The following is a 19,034-nucleotide window of genomic DNA, read 5'->3' on the forward strand; positions in this document are numbered from 1 at the left end:
AGCCGGTGACCTGTGCGGCATCCGGTTTGACCGTGGCCAAATTCCCGCGGGGGACGCTGGGCGCGCGTGAAGCGCGGGGTGCGTACCGGCTTACGGCGGGATCGGTGGGCGCGGGCCTTCATTCAGGCGGGATCCAGGTATTCGCCGGGACCAGTGCCGTGTCATCGCCCGCGCAGCCCGGGGAGGACAGGCTAACGGAGAGATTCGGCGCTCTCCGGTCGAACGCTGCGGTGCCCAGCGTGTCGAACATCCCGGCCGGATCTCCGTGCGCGAGCCGACGAGGCGCTTGAGGCAGGCTATCGACGGCGCACCCGAGGAGACCGGGCAGTTCAGCGGGCGCGATGTCGAGCCGCACAGGGGGCGGCGGATGTGAGCGACCTCGTCCTGTAGTGGACTGGGCCTGATGGCCTTGGAATAGGCGACGACATGCGGCCGGGGATCTCGCGATGTGGGCCGAGCCTGTGGTCGGCGTATTCGAGCCGCACCACCCTCAAGGCTGGAGGCACTCCTGCTGATTCAAGGATCAATAAAGCAGACTTTGCTGTTTCCTTGACACTAGATGGCCATTCCGTGTGTCATGTGCATCACCTGTGTCGATCATGTGCGAGCAAGGGGTGGGGCGGTGGGGGACAGGCGGCAGCGTGCCCGAATAGGCATCTGTGGGCATCGAGGCGGCTTGGCTTGGCTGACCGCGCTTGCTGTACTGGCGACAGCGCCGGCGGTAGCACCCATCGTGGCGACACAGACAGCGGTTGCGGCTGAGAGCGGCGTTCTGACGGAGTCGGAGCGAGCACAGGAACAGGCGGCCGAGTCCGGTGAACAGGTCGAGGTAGTGGGCGAACGCACTGCACGGGAGACGGTGTTCGCCAATCCGGACGGCAGGACGTTCACGCTTCGGAAGTCGATTGCTCCTGTGCGCGTGGAAAAGCCCGACGGCGGCTGGACAGAGCCGGACGCGACGTTGGTCAAGCGAGCGGATGGAACCGTCGGGCCCAAGGCTGCCACGGTGGATCTGTCGTTCTCCGGTGGTGGGGACGGCAAGGATCTGGTGACGATTGCCGAGGGCGGGCAGTCGGTCACGCTGGGCTGGCCGGGAACGCTTCCGGCGCCTCGACTGGAAGGCGCGCGGGCGGTCTACGAGAACGTGCGGCCGGACGTGAACCTGATCCTGACAGCGACAGTGGAGGGCTTCCGGCAGGTGCTGGAGGTCGAGACGCTGGCAGCGGCGAAGGACCCGGCGCTGGCTTCGCTGAAGTATTCGATGGACGCCGAGGGTCTGCGGGTTCGTGATGGCGCGGCCGGGACCATGGAGGCCCTGGACGGCAACGGCCAGGTCGTCTTCCGGTCGCCGTCGGCCCGGATGTGGAACTCCGCCGGGCAGGCGGGGAGCAGCGGGGGTGGGAGCGCGCAGAACCTCGTGCTGCGACCTGCGGGCAAGATCTCGTCGACTGAGCCGCCCGAGGGATCCCAGTCGGTGACCTTGAAGGATGAGCGTCCCGCTGGCCCGACGGAGGAAGGCGATCCGCTGGCCGGTCCCGGCACCGGGGACGAAGCAGCTGTCATGGATGTGGATGTGACGCAGACCCAGATCACTGTCACACCCGATACCGGCCTGATAGCAGACACCACGAGCACCGAACTCCCGCTCTACATCGACCCGTCGGTAGAGATGAACGAGTCGGAGCGCACCGTGCTGTCATCGGACGGTGACGTCTTCTACAACTTCTCCGGCGGCGACAACGGCATGAGCGTGGGCCGGTGCAGCTCGGCGGTGATCGGCGGGGTCCGCTACTACTGCACCGCTGGCAGCGCCTACACCAACCGGATGTATTTCGAGTTCACGCCGGGCAAGCTCAAAGGTAAGGAGGTGTTGGACGCGACGTTCTCGGTGACGGAAACGTGGTCGTTCTCGTGTGACGCGCGCTGAGTGGATCTGGAGCGCACGGACGGAATCTCCTCATCCACCCACTGGCCTGGTCCCGGTGGGCCGAAGTCGGACAACTCCTGGGACCAGATGGGCGATCGGAATGTCTCGGCGGGACGGGGCAGCGCCTGCAGCCCATCCCAGCCGCGCGCGCCGATCGAGTTCAACGACAACCCGGCCGAGTCCGACGAGAACCTGACCCCGACTGTGAAGGCCTTCGCCGATGGTAAGTTCAAGACGCTGACGCTGATGCTGATGGCGAAGGACGAGTCGGACGCGATCTCGTGGAAGCGCTTCGATGACGACGCCGTCATCGATGTGACCTATGTCGGCAAGCCCGCCGTGCCGACCGAGTACGGTCTGGAGACCGGCACCAACCAGATCTGCTCGAAGAGCGCGAGCGCGCCGACGACATGGTCGGATCCCACTCCGAATCTGGCAGCCACGCCGCAGACAGTCGCCGGCGGTGAACCGTCTGCCTCCCTGCGGGTGTACTTCGACCTGGATGTCAAGAACGGCGATGGTACCTGGTCGGACGCGAAGGAGCCCTCCACCGGCTCGGAGAGCCCGACCAGCGGATTTGTGGGTGATGGCCACGATCTGAACAAGACGTGGGACGCCACCCTCACAGACGGAAAGCAGTACCGATACCGCGCCTGGACCCGCTCGTACTACAACAGCGGGAAAAGCACCCTCGGCGGATCTGCGACACCCTTCTGCTACTTCAGGATCGACAGCAGCGCGCCCAAGCCACCGACCATCACTTTCACCTCGACGTATTCCGAGTGCGTGACGGGTGGTGACTGTACGCCCAAGGGCGCTCCGGGCAAGTCGGGGACGGTAACGTTCGGACCGGCTGGCGGGGACACGAACGTCGCCTACGCCTACAAGCTGTCCACGGACAGCGTTTGGCGGCCGTGGAAGACGGGAGCGACGGTGACCGAGAGCATCACTCCGGTCGACTCCGGAACGATCACCCTGCAGGTCATGGCCAAGGACTCGGTGGGGAGGACGGGCGAGAACAAGGTCCGCTTCCTGGTCGATGAGGGTGACGGCCCCGTCGGCAGATGGACCTTCAACGAGCCCTCCGGTGCCGCCGTCGACGTCTCCGCGGCAGCATCGGCGCAGCGCGACGACGCGTCCATCAGCGGCGCCACCCGGGTGAACACTGGCCGCCGGGGTGTGGTAACCGAAAACGGCGGCACCGGTGAGGACAAGGCCCTGCGGGTCGGCGGTACGTCGTATGCGGCGACCTCCGGCAAGGTTCTGGAGACTCAGGCGTCCTACACCGTGTCGGCGTGGGTCCGGCTGGACGCCACCGGTACCACGTCGACCGTCCTGGGGCAGGACGGCACCTACTACAGCCCGTTCTTCCTCGGCTACTGCTCCAATGTGAACCGCTGGTGCCTGCGTCTGGCGGATGCCGACGCAGCGACGACCCCACTGGACAACCAGCGCGTCAACTCGCTGGACGCGCCGCAGGTGAAGGTGTGGACGCACCTGGCCGCGGTGGTCGACACCAGCGCGAAGACACTCGCCCTCTACGTCAACGGCGTGCCGCAGGGCACGGACACTCTTACCACCGGTGCCTGGTCGGCGGCCGGCGCACTGCAGATCGGCCGGGTGAAGTGCAAGGGCTCCTACGTCGACTACTTCCCAGGTGAGGTGGACGAGGTTGCGGTGTGGCAGGACGCCAAGTCGGCCGAGGTGATCGCCCGCGAGGTCAATCCGGTCGACGCGAACGGCAAGGCGTATGCGGAACTCGTGGCCCAGTACAAGCCGGAGGGCGCGACCGGCACCGCGTTGACCGACATCTCCGGATACGGCAACAACCTCACCCTGTCGTCCTCGGGCGCGTCCCTGGACGGTGAGGCTCTCGTCCTCGACGGCACGGCCGGCGCTGCGACAGCATCGCGACCTCTGGTGTCCGACAACGGCCCCTTCACCGTTGCTGCCACCGCCGACGTCGACACCGAGGCGCTGAAAGGGAAGCCGGACGGCTACCGCGCGCAGATCGTGGGCCAGCGCACTGCGACCGGCTCCTCCTGGAGTCTGTGGGTGGAGAAGACCGGAACGGACAGTGAGCCGATCCTGGACGACGACGGCAATCCGGTCCTGGACGACAACGGCGTCCCGCAAACCCGCTCGGTCGTGACCGCCCGCTGGCACTTCGGCAAGCTCACGGCCGACGGCACCGGCACCTCCGTCGTCAGCCAAGAGACGGCGGTCCTCGACAGTGAAGTCGGCCTGGTCGGCGCTTACGACGCGCGTACTGGCGAGATCACTCTGTTCGTCGGCAGCGCACGGCAAGGAGATCCGCTCGCTTACACCGCATCGGTCGGCAGCGGCGAGTTCGCGGCGGGCAAGGGCTACCTCGACGGCGTGTGGGGCAACTACCTGCCCGGCCAGATCACCGACATCCGTCTGTGGGCGGGTGCGGTGACCGACGGCACTCAGGTCGAAACCCTCATCGGCTACTGAACCCCACCTGTGGTGCCCCCACCCACCCCTGATATGGGCGGGGCGGGCACCGCAGCCGTTTTCACCTTCTTGGAGAACTCGCTGTGTTCCCTCGCCTGTATCCACCCGGCCGACGTGCCCGGCGGAGCGTGTTGACCGTACTCCTTACGGCGGTGTTGTCGGTCCCGGCCTCGCTGACACCGCTGGCGTCGGCAGCGGAACTGCCGGGACGCCCAGAAGTACCCCGGGTCAAGGCCGCCAAGGTACGGCAGGTCACCACTCCCCGGGCCAAGGCCGCGCGGGCCAAGGTGGCCCAGCAGAAGAATGCCAACGAGAAGTTGGTGCAGTCGGCTCGCGCGGAACGTGCGGCGGCGTGGCCGAAGGCTTCTTCGTCGACGACGGATCTGTCCGGCGTCTCCAGGACACAGGAGACAAAAGCCCTGGTTCTGGTGAAGCCGGCGAAGGCGGGCGCCGCGTCGGCCTCAGGCACGGCCAAGGTCGCGATCCTCGACCAGCGGGCTACCCGGCGGATGGGCGTGACCGGCGTAGTCTTCACGGTTGCGGCAGACAAACCGGGTGCCGCGCAAGTCACCGTCGACTACAGCTCGTTCGCCTCAGCGGTGGGTGGTAACTGGTCCTCCCGGTTGGGCCTGGTCAAGCTCTCGGGCTGTGCCCTCGCGACCCCCACTAAAGCGGCTTGCCGCACTACCACGCCCGTGGCTTCGGACAATGACGTCATCGGGCAGAAGGTCACCGCGCGTACCTCGGTGACCTCCACCGCCACTCCCACTGTCATGGCTCTGGCGGCTACCTCGGCGACCACGTCCACGGCCGGCTCGGGTGACTACGAGGCCACGCCGCTGTCCGCCTCGTCGAGTTGGCAGGCCGGGGCCTCATCCGGGTCGTTCTCCTGGTCGTACCCGATCGCCACGCCGCCCGCCGCAGCGGGGCCGGCGCCGTCCCTCGCTCTGTCCTACGACTCCGGGAGCATCGACGGGCGAACGGCCAACACCAACAACCAGGGCTCCCTGGTCGGGGAGGGCTTCGATCTGACCTCTTCGTACATCGAGCGCAAGTACGGTCTTTGCGACGATGACGGCCAGGATGACAAAAGCGACCTGTGCTGGAAGTACGACAACGCCTCCCTGGTGTTCAACGGCAAGGCCACCGAACTGGTCAAGGACGACACGACCGGCGTCTGGCACCTGAAGGACGACGACGCCTCCAAGGTCACCCGCCTCACGGACGCGGACAACGGTGACGCCAACGGCGAGTACTGGAAGATCGTTACCGGCGACGGCACCACCTATACCTTCGGCCTGAACAAGCTCCCCGGTGCGGGCAGCGAGCGCACCAACTCCACCTGGACCGTCCCGGTCTTCGGTGACGACAGCGGTGAGCCCGGCTATGACAAGGGCACCGAGTTCAAAGGCCGTTCGGAGACGCAGGCCTGGCGTTGGAATCTCGACCTGGTCAAGGACCTGCATGGCAACGCGTCCACGTACTGGTACGCGGCGGAGACCAACCACTACGCCAAGAACGGCGACAAGACCACCCTGGCCTCCTATACGCGCGGCGGCTACCTGGAAGAGATCCGCTACGGGCAGCGTGGCGACTCCCTGTTCACGGCCCCCGTCTCCGACAAGGTGACGTTCACCTACAAGGAGCGCTGCACCGCATCGGACTGTTCCTCACTGACGGAGGACACGTCCGACAACTGGCCAGATGTCCCGTTCGACGCGATATGCTCGGCAGGCGAGGACGACTGTCTGGCCATGGGCCCGTCCTTCTTCACGCGCAAGCGGCTGACGTCGATCAACACCTACTTCTGGTCACGGGCTGCGGAGCCGGACGCCTTCCTGCCCGTCGACTCCTACACCCTGGACCAGGAGTTCTTCGACGGCCAGGACATCGGCAACAGCTCCGATCAGGTGCTGGTCCTCAAGTCCCTGACCCGGACCGGAAAGAACGGCACGGACAAAGGCCTCCCGCCGGTGGAGTTCACCTACCAGCAGCGTCCGAACAGGGTCGACTCCACGAGCGACGACATCCTGGCCCTGACCCGGCCGCGCATCGCCTCGGTCGTCTCCGAGACCGGCGCGATCACCTCGGTCACCTTCTCGGACCCGGAGTGCGTGCGCGGCAGCATGATGCCCGCGGTCGAGGACGACAACGATCTGTCCTGCTATCCGGTCTACTGGAACATCAACGGCGGCGACCCGCAGCTGGACTGGTTCCACAAGTATCGCGTCACCGCGATCACCACCAACGACCCGGGCGCCGGCAACCCCGGCACGCAGATGTCGTACGAGTACTCAACCCCCGGCTGGCACTACAACGACGATCCCTTCACCAAGGAGAAGGAACGCACCTGGTCGATCTGGCGCGGTTACCAGAAGGTCACCGTGTACAAGGGTGACGTCGGGGCGATCCGTTCCAAGACAGTGAAGCTGTTCATGCAGGGAATGAACGGCGATAGGCGCAAGGACGGCACCGCCCGCACGGCGGTTGTCAAGGGCATAGACCTGGACAACGTGGCCAGGGTCACGACCGACAACCTCGACGTCGCCGACGCCAATGACTACGACTACTACGCGGGCCAGTTGCGCCAGGAGATCACCTATAACGGTGCGACCGCGATCTCGACCACGGTCAACAACCTGTGGTCCGGACAGACAGCGAGCCAGCAGAAGTCGTACGCGAATATCAAGGCGTACTTCGTCAGGACCGGGCGCACGTACAGCGATACGTACCTGACAGCTGCCCAGAAGTGGCGTATCGCGGCGACGTCGAACACATACGACTCGACGTACGGCATGGTCACCATGGTCGAGAACCACGGCGACTGGTCGGCCACGGGCGACGAGAGCTGCACGCGGACCTGGTACGCACGCAACGATGCCAAGGGCCTGACCGCACTGGTATCGCGTACCCGCACCGTCGCCAAGTCCTGTGCCACAACGGACGCTTCGCTGGCGCTCCCTGCCAGCTCCGCCTCCCGTGGCGACGTCCTGTCCGACATGGCGACGGTGTTCGACAACCCCTCGGCCACCGGCTGGGTTCCGGATCAGCTCCCGACTCTCGGGCTGGCGACCTGGACGGGCCGTGCGAAGGCCTACCCGGCAGCCTCCGGTACCGCCGAGCGCAACCCTCTGCCGGCCACCGGCTGGCAGACCATGACCACGACCACCTTCGACACGGCGGCGGCGAAGCTCGGCCGACCACTGACGGTTACCGACGCCAAAGGCCGGGTCACGACCACCGCCTACTACCCGGCTGCTGCGGGGCCGATGACCACGAAGGTCATCACCAAGCCCAAGCTCGCCTCCAACGGCCAGGCGCACCAGACGACCACGGTCTACGATCCGGCGCGCGGCACGGAGAGCTACGTCCTCGACGCGAACGCCAAGCGGACCGAAAACACGTACGACGCGCTCGGCCGGATCACGGCGTCCTGGCTGCCCAGCCGATCCAGGTCGGCCAATGACACGCCGAACATCAAGTACGCCTACGGGCTGGAGCGCAACAAGGCGCCCTGGTCCTCTGTGGCCACGCTCAAGGCCGACGGCGCCAGCTATACCACGACGTACACCCTGTTCGACTCGCAACTGCGTTCCCTCCAGACACAGAGCCCGTCACCCCAAGGCGGCCGGATCCTGACCGACACCCGCTACGACAGCCGCGGCCTGGCCTACGAGACCTACGCCGGTGTCTACGACAACACCACTGCCCCCAGCAGCACATACACGCAGACTCCATACGGTGGTGGGAGCCAGACCGAGACGGAGTTCGACGGCGCCGAGCGCGCCACCACCTCCACCCTGCTGGTAGACGGCGTGAACAAGTGGTCGACGACCACGACCTACACCGGCGATTCGACGGCGACCACGGCCGCCCAAGGCGGCAACGCCACCCGTACCATCACGGACGTTCTGGGGCGCACCGCCGAGACCCGAACCTATGCGGGCACGGCACCGAACGACACGGCCTACGGCGCCACCACCGGTACGTCGTACACAAGGGTTCGGTACACCTACACGCCAGACGGCAAGCAGGAGACGATCACCGGCCCCGATGACACCAAATGGTCGTACGCGTACGACCTGTTCGGTCGTCAGGTGAAATCGGTCGACCCGGACAAGGGCACCACTGTCACCACCTACACCGAACTCGACCAGGTCGACACCACGACCGATGACGAGGACCGGAGTCTGCTGTACGGATACGACGAACTCGGCCGCAAGACGGGCCTGTGGCAAACCAGTCGTACTGATGACAACAAGCTCGCCGCTTGGACGTTCGACAGCGTGGCCAAGGGCCAGGCGACCGCTTCCATCCGCTACGAGGGTGGTGTCAAGGGCAAGGCCTACACCCGGCAGACCACCGCCTATGACAATCTGTACCGGCCGACCAGCACAAGTGTCACCCTTCCCTCTGACGACCCTCTGGTGAGTTCCGAAGCCGTCGCGCGGACCAGCACGGTCGAGACGACGTACCGCCTCGACGGCACCGTCGGGACGAGCAAGGAACCCGCCGCCGGGGGGCTCGCCGCAGAGACCCTGGAGTACCGCTACAACAGCGCCGGGCTCAACAATGAGCTGTCCGGCAAGACCGGATACCTGCTCGCGACCGACTACACCGCGCTGAGCCAGGTCGGCCAGCTTCAGCTGGGTACGGCAACAGGGACCAAGCGGGTCTTCGTCACCAACACGTACGAGAAGGGCACTGGTCGGCTCCTCAACGCCGCGGTGGACGACCAGACCCGCGGTGCTGTCCAGAACCTCAGCTACGGCTACGACCAGGTTGGCAACGTCACATCGATATCCGACGGCGCCAACATCGGCGCCGGCACGGACAACCAGTGCTTCGCCTATGACGCCCAGCGACATCTGACCGAGGCGTGGACGCCGAAGACCACCGACTGTGCGGCCTCCGGCCGTACGACAGCCAACCTCGCCGGCCCGGCACCGTACTGGACGTCGTACACGTACACCACGTCCGGACAGCGCAAATCCGAGAAGCAGAACACCGCCACCCCGGTCACCACCACCTACTGCTACGGCGCGACCCGGCCGCATGCGCTGACGGCCACCACGACCGGCAGCACCTGCACGGGCGTGACCGCGCAGTACACCTACGACGACACTGGCAACACCGAGAAGCGTGTGGAGAAGACCGGTTCCAGCACCAGCCAGAGCCTGGACTGGAACGGCGAGGGCAAGCTGGCAAAGCTCACCGAGGGCACGACAGCCACCGAATACATCTACGATGCCGATGGTTCGCTCCTCATCAGGCGTGACACCGCGAGCGCCGGAGAGACGGTGCTGTACCTCGGTGCCACCGAGGTCCATCTGAAGTCGGGCCAGAAGTGGGCAAACCGGTATTACACCGCAGCTGGTTCCACCATCGCTCTGCGTACCAACCGGGGCGGCACGGAGAAGCTCAGCTTCCTCGCCGCCGACCAGCACGGCACCAGCTCGATCGCTGTCACCGCTGACTCCACCCAGGCACTGACCAAGCGCTACAGCACCCCCTTCGGCACCCCGAGGGGAGCAACTGTCGGTGTCTGGCCGGACGACAAGGCGTTCCTCGGCATGCCGACGGACGCTGGAACCGGCCTCACCCATGTCGGGGCACGTGAATACGATCCCTCAACGGGCCAGTTCATCAGCGTCGACCCGCTTCTGACTCTCGAACAACACCAGTCGCTCAATGGTTACAGCTATTCGGACAACAACCCGGTCACCACGTCCGACCCGTCCGGTCTGTCGAACCAGATCTCCTGTGAAGGAGACTCGTGCGACGGGGAGATGCGCTTCAAGGAATCCCACGCCGCTCCCGACTTCTCATCAGGGGAGACATGGGAGGAGAAGTATCCCTGGGAGACCTCGCACTACGACTACTACGACCCCAACGCGGTCTACTGCGACGCTTATTGCCAGATGCAGCTCCAGGCGGCGATGTTCACGCCGGCCGTCAACACGGGCCAGTGCGGATCCACCATCGGCGGAACCTCGTGCCCTGGATTCCTGACCCCGGGACAGATCCGGGCCGGCGCTGTCATCTCGATGCTGGACCCGACCGGGTTCATCGGTGGAGCCAACTGCATTCAAAACCCGTCCAAGCTCGGCTGTGGGTTTGCGCTGGCTGGTGCCGTGCCGATATTCGGCAAGGGGTTCAAGGGTGGCAAGGTCCTGCTGGAGGGCATCGACGGATTGGATAACCTTCCCAAGAAGCTGCCCCGCGAACTGAATTTCCCCGCCTTCCCTGAAGGGAAGACCGCAGCTTATTCCGACGGCAACTACACCCTCAGCGGCTACGGTGAACTCGCACCCGACGGTTTCGCCCGACCCGATGTCGGGGAAGTCGGCACCCTATTCGACATGCAGAAACGTCAGCCTTTCTTCATGGACAACGCAGCCGGCGACGGTGCCTACTACCTCAGCCACGCGGAGAAGCAGGCGGTCACGTTGAGCCCAGGAAGCCCAGTGGTAGTGACGAAGCCCATGTGCGACAACTGTTTTCAAGGATTCACGGACTTCGCTCGTGATACGGGACAGTCGCAATGGGTTCTTGATCCGAGCGGACTGTACGTATTCAGACCGCAGTGATAACTCGATAGAGAAAGGCGTGTTCGTGCTACAATTCGCGAACACGTCTTTTCTCTTTCATCTTGGAGCTACAGTGGATCGCGCCTACAAGAAGAAGCTCTTGGAGCAAGCTCGTGAGGCGGTCCGAGGAACGAGATCCCATAACGCTGAGGCGGCCAAGCGCCTGCAGCAGTTGTACCCGGAAGTACGCCAAATCGCGGACTCGGGTGACCCCGAGTTCCAGGAATTGATTGGCGGCATCGCGCTTGAGTACATGAAGGAGTACGAAGCCGCGCGCTGGTACTTCGGACAGGCCGCGAAGGCGGGGAATGTCGCAGCGCTACGCGGGCTCGGGTACATGCTGCTCCGAGGTCTGGGTGGTAATAAGAACCCCGAGAAGGCCGTAGAGCTGTTCCAGGCCGCCGCTGACGAGGGTGACAGTGCGGCGCAGTACAACCTGGGCGCCATGTACCTCAGGGGAGATGTGGTGCCGAAGTCCCGGGACAAGGCCCTCCACTACCTCGAAGCAGCGTCAGGGGCCGGAGAGGGCACGGCCTCCTGGCAACTCGGAGACATCAAGCTGGCAGAGCGGGACTACAAGGCAGCACGACGCTACATGGAACTGTCGGTCGATCAGGGCGCGTACGTCGGCCTCAAGGAACTTGCCCCGATGTGCCGTGACGGCGTCGGTGGAGACGTCGATCTGGTCCGAGCCCTCGGCTGTTTCCTGAAACTCCTGGATATCGGAGACGGTGACGGTATGCACGAGGCACACCAGATGGCGGATCGGATGACCGACGAGGAAATCAGGGAAGCCGCTGCCTGGGCGAATCGTGATGCTGAGGGCGAGTCCCTCATCAGGCGGGCTCGCCGCTGAGGCGGCAGGGAGCGCCCCGGGGCAACGCACTTTGCATGCTGAACAGATGTTGCGTTGTCTCGCGGGCCCGGTGCAGGGCGCCGGTGATCGCCGATGCGCTGTCCGAACCACGTGTGATCAGGCCGTCCGTCCGAGTGGCCGGGCATGATGCGATCTGGCATTCCGACTGGCCAACGGCCTGCAACGCGGTGACGGGTCGTCAAGTGCGTCGGGTTGGGCGTTCCTGTTGGTCGCGGCTGAGGTGGCTCGGCTGCTGGTCCTCGACAACGCGGCGACCCTGCCCCGCGCTTCCGCCGTTGGTTCATCGAGCCCCCGCGCCGCGCGCCCGGGCGCCGGTGAGCACTGGTTTCGGCGTCAGTGTCGTGACGTCTTACGCCGCCTCCGCGGCACCGCCGCCCTCCTGGCGGACGGGCCCATGAGTCTGATCAGGACCCGTCACTCAGCGCAGGATCGACGCACGAAAGGCACCGAACGCGTTACTGGGTGCATGCGTTAAGTGAGATTCTGGGCGGGCTCGCGGCTACCGCTCCTTCCCGGGACGACTCGAATCGCGGATGGACGGCCGTGGTTCGAATCGTGGCCAAACGGCAGATAGGCCCCTGGCCTGCGTTTTCGCAGGCCAGGGGCCTATCTCGTAGGGTGAGTGACGGGACTTGAACCCGCGGCCACCTGGACCACAACCAGGTGCTCTACCAACTGAGCTACACCCACCATGTCCGGTCTTGGTGTTTCTCCGACCGGCCGAGAAAAAGTGTACAGGGTCTTCAGGGGTGCTCGCGCACGGCTTTTTGCGGGGCCCGGGAGGGCCCCGGCAAAGGCCTACTCCGTGGGTACGACGTGCTGGGCCGCGATGGCGCGGGCGGTCTCCGAGTCGGGCCCGGGCTGCGGGACGAAGATCGCCTCGCGGTAGTAGCGCAGCTCGGCGATGGACTCGCGGATGTCGGCGAGGGCGCGGTGGTTGCCGTTCTTGTCCGGGCTGTTGAAGTACGCCCGGGGGTACCAGCGGCGCGCCAGCTCCTTCACCGAGGAGACGTCGACGATGCGGTAGTGGAGGTAGTTCTCCAGCGCCGGCATGTCGCGGAGCAGGAAGCCGCGGTCGGTGCCGACGGAGTTCCCGCACAGCGGCGCCTTGCCGGGCTCCTTGACGTGCTCCCGTACATAGGCGAGAACCTGCGCCTCGGCGTCCGCCAGGGTCGTGCCCCCGGCGAGTTCCTCCAGCAGGCCGGAGGCGGTGTGCATTCGGCGCACCACGTCCGGCATCGTCTCCAGCGCGGCCTCCGGCGGGCGGATCACGATGTCCACTCCGTCGCCGAGCACGTTCAGCTCCGAGTCGGTGACCAGCGCGGCCACCTCGATGAGCGCGTCATCCGACAGCGAGAGCCCGGTCATCTCGCAGTCGATCCACACCATGCGATCGTTCATGTGTCTCACCCTACGGCCCGCCCCGGCCAGGTGGACCCGCCCGTGCGCCGGGCCAGCGCGCCGGGTCGCGCCGGGCGGCACGCAAGGGGGCCCGTACGCGAGAGGGCCCGCACCCTGACAGGTGCGGGCCCCCGACAGCGTGGGACGGCCGGACTACGGCGCGCTGCGCTGGCCCGGCAGGCTCGGCCGGCCCGCCACATACAGCTCGGGCCGCTCGGGCCGCTCGCGCAGCGCCTCCCCGGACAGCGCCGCCGCGCCCAGCGCGCCGGCCGCCGCGGTGCGGCGGGTCTGCATCGGGACCGGGCCCGGATGCTCCTGGTGCACCGACGGTGGCGGCCCGACCGGACCCGGCGCGCTCTCCGCCTCCACCGCCCGCTCCGCCTGTGGCCGGCGGGCGCGGTACGCCGCCCGGTACGCGGCCGGGGACGACCCGAGCTGGCGCCGGAAGTGGCCCCGCAGCGCCACCGGCGAGCGGAAGCCGCACCGGCCCGCCACCTCGTCGACCGAGTAGTCGGACGTCTCCAGCAGCCGCTGCGCCTGGAGCACCCGCTGGGTGATCAGCCACTGCAGGGGAGCACTGCCGGTCAGCGAACGGAACCGGCGGTCGAAGGTGCGGCGGCTCATGTACGCGCGCGCCGCCAGCGTCTCGACGTCGAACTGCTCGTGCAGATGCTCCAGCGCCCAGGCGACGACCTCGGCCAGCGGGTCGGCGCCGATCTCCTCCGGCAGCGACCGGTCGAGGTAGCGCTCCTGGCCGCCGCTGCGCCGGGGCGGCACCACCAGGCGCCGGGCGAGCGCGCCGGCCGCCTCGTTGCCGTGGTCCGTGCGCACGATGTGCAGGCACAGATCGATTCCGGCCGCCGTACCCGCCGAGGTGAGCACGTCGCCGTCGTCCACGAACAGTTCGCGGGGATCGACGTGCACCGACGGATAGCGCTTGGCCAGCGTCGGCGCGTACATCCAGTGGGTGGTCGCCGGACGGCCGTCCAGTAAACCGGCCGCGGCCAGCACGAAGGCGCCGGTGCACAGTCCGACGATGCGGGCACCCTCCTCGTGGGCGCGGCGCAGCGCGTCGAGCGCCTCCTCGGGTGGCGGCGAGGTGATCGACCGCCAGGCGGGCACGACGACCGTGCCGGCTCTGGAGATCGCTTCCAGGCCATGTGGTGCGGTGAGTTCCAGGCCCCCTGTGGTCCGCAGCGGGCCTTCCTCGCCGGCACACACCAGAAGGCGGTAGCGCGGCACGCCGGCGTCCTGGCGGTCGATTCCGAACACCGACAGCGGTATGGAACTCTCGAAGATGGGGCCGCCGCTGAACAGCAGCACCGCGACGATCTCCTTGCGGCGTCGCCCGGACAGCTTCCGGGCCGCGGCATCCGGCGCGGCAGTGGAGTCGTGGCTCATCCCGCTAAGCCCCCCTCGGTGGTCGCGGCGCCCTGGTCCCTTCGGGTCTGTCGCTCCAACACGTTTCCCCTCGGTCCTGCACGAGTCCCCCGCCGTAAGACAAGATCGAATCTACTGTGTCCCGTGGCGCCAAGGTGACCAGATCGGTACTCCGCAGAATGTCGACATGGCAACTTGGCGTGAAGCATTCGATCACGAAGCGTTGCACTCGCGGGCCGCGCAGGGAAGTGCGCCTCGTGGCGGTGGCCAATCCACGTAGGGTGTGTGCGCCCTCCTCACCCCTGTCAGTGCAGGTGGAACGGGGGTTGGGGGGTCGTTCGAGCAAGGGATCGGCCATAACGAGAAGTTGGCTGAAAAGAAGCGCAGGAGTACGTGCAAACCGGTCAGTCGGCGGCCGGGTTTCCGGCGCTTCCGGCGGCTCCCGCGTTTCTCGCGAGGCCCGCGTTCCCCGGGGTTCCCGCGCTGTGACGCCCGCCGCGTCGCGCTCCCGTACCGCTGCCGCCCCGCTGGTCGCCCCCGGCCACCGCACCGCCCACCCGCCCCGCGTCCGCCACCGGCCCCTGCCCCGCCCCCGGCGCCATCCTTCCGTGCCGGCTCCGCTGCTGCGGGGTCCACTGCCCGGCGGGCGCGGACGCGGGCGCGGTGGCAGTGGCGGTGGCGGTAACAGAAGCGGAAGCCGGGGTCGAGTCCGACGCCGGGGCCGAGCCCGACGCCGGGGCCGAGGCCGACGCCTCCGTCGCCTCCCGCTCCCGCAGCACCGCCGCCCCCCGCTCCGACCGGCGCAGCAGTACCAGGCAGGCCCCGGTCACGGCGGCGAGACCGAGGGCGGTGCCGGTCGCGCCGGCCGCCGAGGTGCCGTACCAGAAGAGGACCACGGGGACCAGGACGCAACTGAAGGCGGCCCAGCGGACCACCTCGCTCACCGTGTCGGGGCCGGGCGCCGGTGGGCGGGGGGTGGCGGTCCGGGGTCCGGGGTGGGGCGCGGCCGGTGACGGGGTGGAGGGGTGGGGGGCGGTGTCGGGTCCGGGCACGTTCTGCTCCCTCGTACGTACTCCTGTTGTTCTCCATGCTCTCCATGGCGGTGGCCGCGCAGGGTTCAACGCCTGGTCGACCGCCCGGTCACTGCCCGGCCGCCCGCGTCCGCCGTCCGGCAGGGGAGAAAGGGAACCCGTATCCCGTATAAGGGAACCCGTATCCCGGATAGGCGCCCCTGCGGGGAGCGGGGAGCGGGGAGCCCCCGGCCAGGCGGGAGGCCCCTTCTCGCCCGTACGGATGGAAAAGCGTCCCTCCCCGGGTGAACCCCTCGCAAACCGCCTGTACGGGGCAGCAACCATTGCGTTACGGGCGCCTCTCATGCATGCTCCCTGGAACGCCGCGTAAGGCGCGCGGGATCTGGGCAGAGGAGGCGTGCCGCCGTACCCTTGGGGGTATGGGGTCGGGAAGACAGTTCCCGGACACAGCTCTGCCGATCGTTGTCGTCCCCACCACGAGGATCCAGACGCCGAGACAACCATGGCCGGTCACGAATTCTTCGATCACGCGGACCGCAAGCGCCCGCTCGCCGATCCCACGGCGGCCGAGCCCCTGGCGGCGGAAGCACCGCGCCAGTCCTGCGATCCCGCCTTCCAGCACGGCGTCGTCGTCGGTTTCGACGGCTCGACGTCCAGCGAGCGTGCCCTCGCCTACGCGATCGGCATGGCTCATCGCTCCGGCTCGGGTCTCATCATCGTGCACGTGGCCAACCGGCTGCCCACCACGGTCTGGGCGGGCTGTGAACCGCCGGTCTTCGTCGACGTCCCCGACCACCGCACCGAGGTGCTCGGTCTGGAACTCGCCTGCGCCGACTACCTCTCCGAGGTGCCCTGGATCCTGGTCGAGCGCGGCGGGGACATCTGCCACGAACTCGAAGAGGTGGGGCGGGAGTACGAGGCGGACGCGATCGTCGTCGGCTCCACGCACGGCATCGTCGGCCGTATCTTCGGCTCGGTCGCGGGGCGTCTCGCCAAGCGTGCCAAGCGCCCGGTGATCGTCATCCCCTGACGCGCTGTCATCTGCTGACGCATCGTCAACACCAACCCCCCGAGGTCCCGGTCGCCGGTCAACCTACCGGCGCGTAGCGGGTGTTCACGCCCTGGTGGGGGGAATGTAACGGACGCCGGTCCCTGTGGCGGCGACCGCCGGGACGCGATGTCCACCGCACCGGACAGCACCGTGATCGACGCCGCCCCGGACCGCCGCGACGCGCCGCGGCCGGGGTGTGACGGCCACCGGCTGAGATCGGCGCGGGCCGGGGCATGGGCGGCTCCGGCCCTTCGGGAACGGTCCCCGTGCGCAGGTGGCGCGCACGGGGACCGTTCATGTCCGACCCGGCCCGCGAGGCTCAAGTTCATCTGCCCGCACCCGATATGACGGAGCGTCTGCCCGACCGTCACGGTGGACGTCCACTCGACGGTCACGGGGACGTCCACCCGACGGTGACGGGGACGTCCACCCGAGGGTCGAGTAGACGTCCACTCGAAGGCGACGGGACGTCTACTCGACGGTCACCGACTTGGCCAGGTTGCGCGGCTTGTCGATGTCCCGGCCGAGTGCCAACGCCGTGTGGTAGGCGAGCAGTTGGAGCGGGATGCCCATCAGGATCGGGTCCAGCTCGTCCTCGTTCTTCGGGACGACGATGGTCTGGTCGGCCTTCTCCTGCTCCTGGTGCGCGACAGCCAGAATCCTGCCGCTGCGGGCCTTGATCTCCTCCAGGGCGGCGCGGTTCTTCTCCAGCAGGTCGTCGTCGGGGACGATCGCGACCGTGGGGAGCGCCGGCTCGATGAGGGCCAGCGGGCCGTGCTTCAGCTCGGAGGCCGGGTAGGCCTCGGCGTGGATGTACGAGACCTCCTTGAGCTTCAGGGAGGCCTCGCGGGCCACCGGGTAGCCCCGGACGCGGCCGATGAAGAGCATCGAGCGGGCCTCGGCGTACTGCTCGGCCAGCTTCTTGATCTCGTCCTCCTGCTCCAGGATCTCGGAGATCTGCGCGGGCAGCTTGCGCAGGCCCTCGATGATCCGCTTGCCGTCGCGGACCGACAGGTCGCGGGTGCGGCCGAGGTGCAGGGCGAGCAGCGCGAACGCCACGGTGGTGTTGGTGAAGCACTTCGTGGAGACGACGCAGACCTCGGGGCCGGCGTGCACGTACATGCCGCCGTCGGCCTCGCGGGCGATCGCCGAGCCGACGACGTTGACCACGCCGAGCACCCGCGCGCCCTTGCGCTTCAGCTCCTGCACGGCGGCCAGCACGTCGTAGGTCTCACCGGACTGGGAGACGGCGACGTACAGGGTGTCGGGGTCGACCACCGCGTTGCGGTAGCGGAACTCGGAGGCCGGCTCGGCGTCCGCGGGGATCCGCGCCAGCTCCTCGATCATCTGGGCGCCGATCATGCCCGCGTGGTACGAGGTGCCGCAGCCGAGGATCTTCACACGGCGGATCTGCCGGGCCTCGCGGGCGTCCAGGTTCAGGCCGCCGAGGTGGACCGTGGAGAACCGGTCGTCGATCCGGCCGCGCAGCACCCGGTCCACGGCCTCGGCCTGCTCGTGGATCTCCTTGTGCATGTACGTGTCGTGGCCGCCCATGTCGTAGGAGGCGGCCTCCCACTCCACGGTGGTCGGCTCGGAGGTCGTCCGGGTGCCCTCGGTGGTGTAGGTCCGGAAGTCGTCGGCCTTCAGGGTCGCCATCTCGCCGTCGTCCAGGGTGACGATCTGGCGGGTGTGGGTGACCAGCGCGGCGATGTCCGAGGCGACGAACATCTCCTTCTCGCCGATGCCGAGCACCACCGGGGAGCCGTTTCGCGCCACCACGATGCGGTCGGGGAAGTCGGCGTGCATCACCGCGATGCCGTAGGTGCCCTCGATGACCCGCAGGGTCTCGCGGACCTTGTCTTCCAGCTTCTCCTGCCGGGAGCGGGCGATGAGGTGGGTGAGGACCTCGGTGTCGGTCTCGGAGAGGAACTCGACGCCGTCCGCCTCCAGCTTCTTGCGCAGGTCGGAGGCGTTGTCGATGATGCCGTTGTGCACGACGGCCACCGAGCTGTCGGCGGAGAGGTGGGGGTGCGCGTTCACGTCGGAGGGGGCGCCGTGGGTGGCCCAGCGGGTGTGCGCGATACCGGTGGTGCCCGCGAACCGCTTGGGGACCTTGGCCTCCAGATCGCGGACCCGGCCCTTGGCCTTGACCATCTTCAGGCCGGCCGCCTTCGGGGAGGTCACGACGATGCCCGCCGAGTCGTAACCGCGGTACTCCAGGCGCTGCAGGCCCTCCAGGAGCAGCGGCGCCACGTCACGCCTGCCGATGTATCCGACGATCCCGCACATATATACGTAT

The 19,034-nt window shown here is 67.4% G+C and carries 9 protein-coding genes and 1 tRNA gene; 5 read left to right on the forward strand and 5 right to left on the reverse strand.

What is annotated here, in order from left to right; genetic code table 11:
- Positions 1-676 precede the first annotated feature (676 nt).
- From AB0912_RS03130 to AB0912_RS03145, 4 genes are all read left to right on the forward strand, one after another.
- Complete coding sequence (locus AB0912_RS03130; RefSeq protein ID WP_366696134.1) at positions 677-1,927, forward strand: hypothetical protein; 1,251 nt, start codon at positions 677-679, stop codon at positions 1,925-1,927.
- Entirely contained in the window at positions 1,928-4,405 is a 2,478-nt protein-coding gene (locus AB0912_RS03135; RefSeq protein WP_366696136.1) for a LamG domain-containing protein, read from the forward strand.
- A gap of 128 nt (positions 4,406-4,533) precedes the next feature.
- On the forward strand, positions 4,534-10,995 hold the full coding sequence (locus tag AB0912_RS03140) for an RHS repeat-associated core domain-containing protein (protein ID WP_366696138.1): 6,462 nt from the start codon (positions 4,534-4,536) through the stop codon (positions 10,993-10,995).
- 73 nt (positions 10,996-11,068) lie between these two features.
- Entirely contained in the window at positions 11,069-11,851 is a 783-nt protein-coding gene (locus tag AB0912_RS03145) for a tetratricopeptide repeat protein (protein ID WP_366696140.1), read from the forward strand.
- 638 nt (positions 11,852-12,489) lie between these two features.
- Here AB0912_RS03145 and AB0912_RS03150 read toward each other — a convergent pair.
- From AB0912_RS03150 to AB0912_RS03165, 4 genes are all read right to left on the reverse strand, one after another.
- Positions 12,490-12,562, reverse strand: a tRNA-His gene (locus AB0912_RS03150).
- 108 nt (positions 12,563-12,670) lie between these two features.
- Positions 12,671-13,273 (reverse strand): oligoribonuclease, encoded by a 603-nt coding sequence (gene orn, locus AB0912_RS03155; RefSeq protein ID WP_366696142.1) that lies wholly within the window; start codon positions 13,271-13,273, stop codon positions 12,671-12,673.
- A gap of 153 nt (positions 13,274-13,426) precedes the next feature.
- A complete protein-coding gene (locus AB0912_RS03160; RefSeq protein WP_366696144.1) occupies positions 13,427-14,674 on the reverse strand; it encodes a helix-turn-helix domain-containing protein in 1,248 nt (415 codons plus the stop codon).
- A 383-nt stretch (positions 14,675-15,057) separates the two neighbouring features.
- Entirely contained in the window at positions 15,058-15,705 is a 648-nt protein-coding gene (locus AB0912_RS03165; RefSeq protein WP_366696284.1) for a hypothetical protein, read from the reverse strand.
- 481 nt (positions 15,706-16,186) lie between these two features.
- On the opposite strand from AB0912_RS03165, the gene AB0912_RS03170 reads away from it, so the two are divergent.
- Positions 16,187-16,714 (forward strand): universal stress protein, encoded by a 528-nt coding sequence (locus AB0912_RS03170; protein WP_366696146.1) that lies wholly within the window; start codon positions 16,187-16,189, stop codon positions 16,712-16,714.
- Between the two features lie 492 nt (positions 16,715-17,206).
- Here AB0912_RS03170 and glmS read toward each other — a convergent pair whose 3' ends face one another.
- Positions 17,207-19,024, reverse strand: a complete 1,818-nt coding sequence (glmS, locus tag AB0912_RS03175) for a glutamine--fructose-6-phosphate transaminase (isomerizing) (RefSeq protein WP_366696148.1) — start codon at positions 19,022-19,024, stop codon at positions 17,207-17,209.
- Between the last annotated feature and the right edge of the window lie 10 nt (positions 19,025-19,034).

The sequence above is a fragment of the Streptomyces sp. NPDC007084 genome, from assembly GCF_040703595.1.
Lineage (GTDB): Bacteria > Actinomycetota > Actinomycetes > Streptomycetales > Streptomycetaceae > Streptomyces.

Bases quoted from the DNA above. Each gene is read 5' to 3' on its own strand.
- orn (WP_366696142.1), bottom strand. From the start codon at position 13,273: ATGAACGATCGCATGGTGTGGATCGACTGCGAGATGACCGGGCTCTCG.
- AB0912_RS03160 (WP_366696144.1), bottom strand. From the start codon at position 14,674: ATGAGCCACGACTCCACTGCCGCGCCGGATGCCGCGGCCCGGAAGCTG.
- AB0912_RS03170 (WP_366696146.1), top strand. From the start codon at position 16,187: ATGGCCGGTCACGAATTCTTCGATCACGCGGACCGCAAGCGCCCGCTC.
- glmS (WP_366696148.1), bottom strand. From the start codon at position 19,024: ATGTGCGGGATCGTCGGATACATCGGCAGGCGTGACGTGGCGCCGCTG.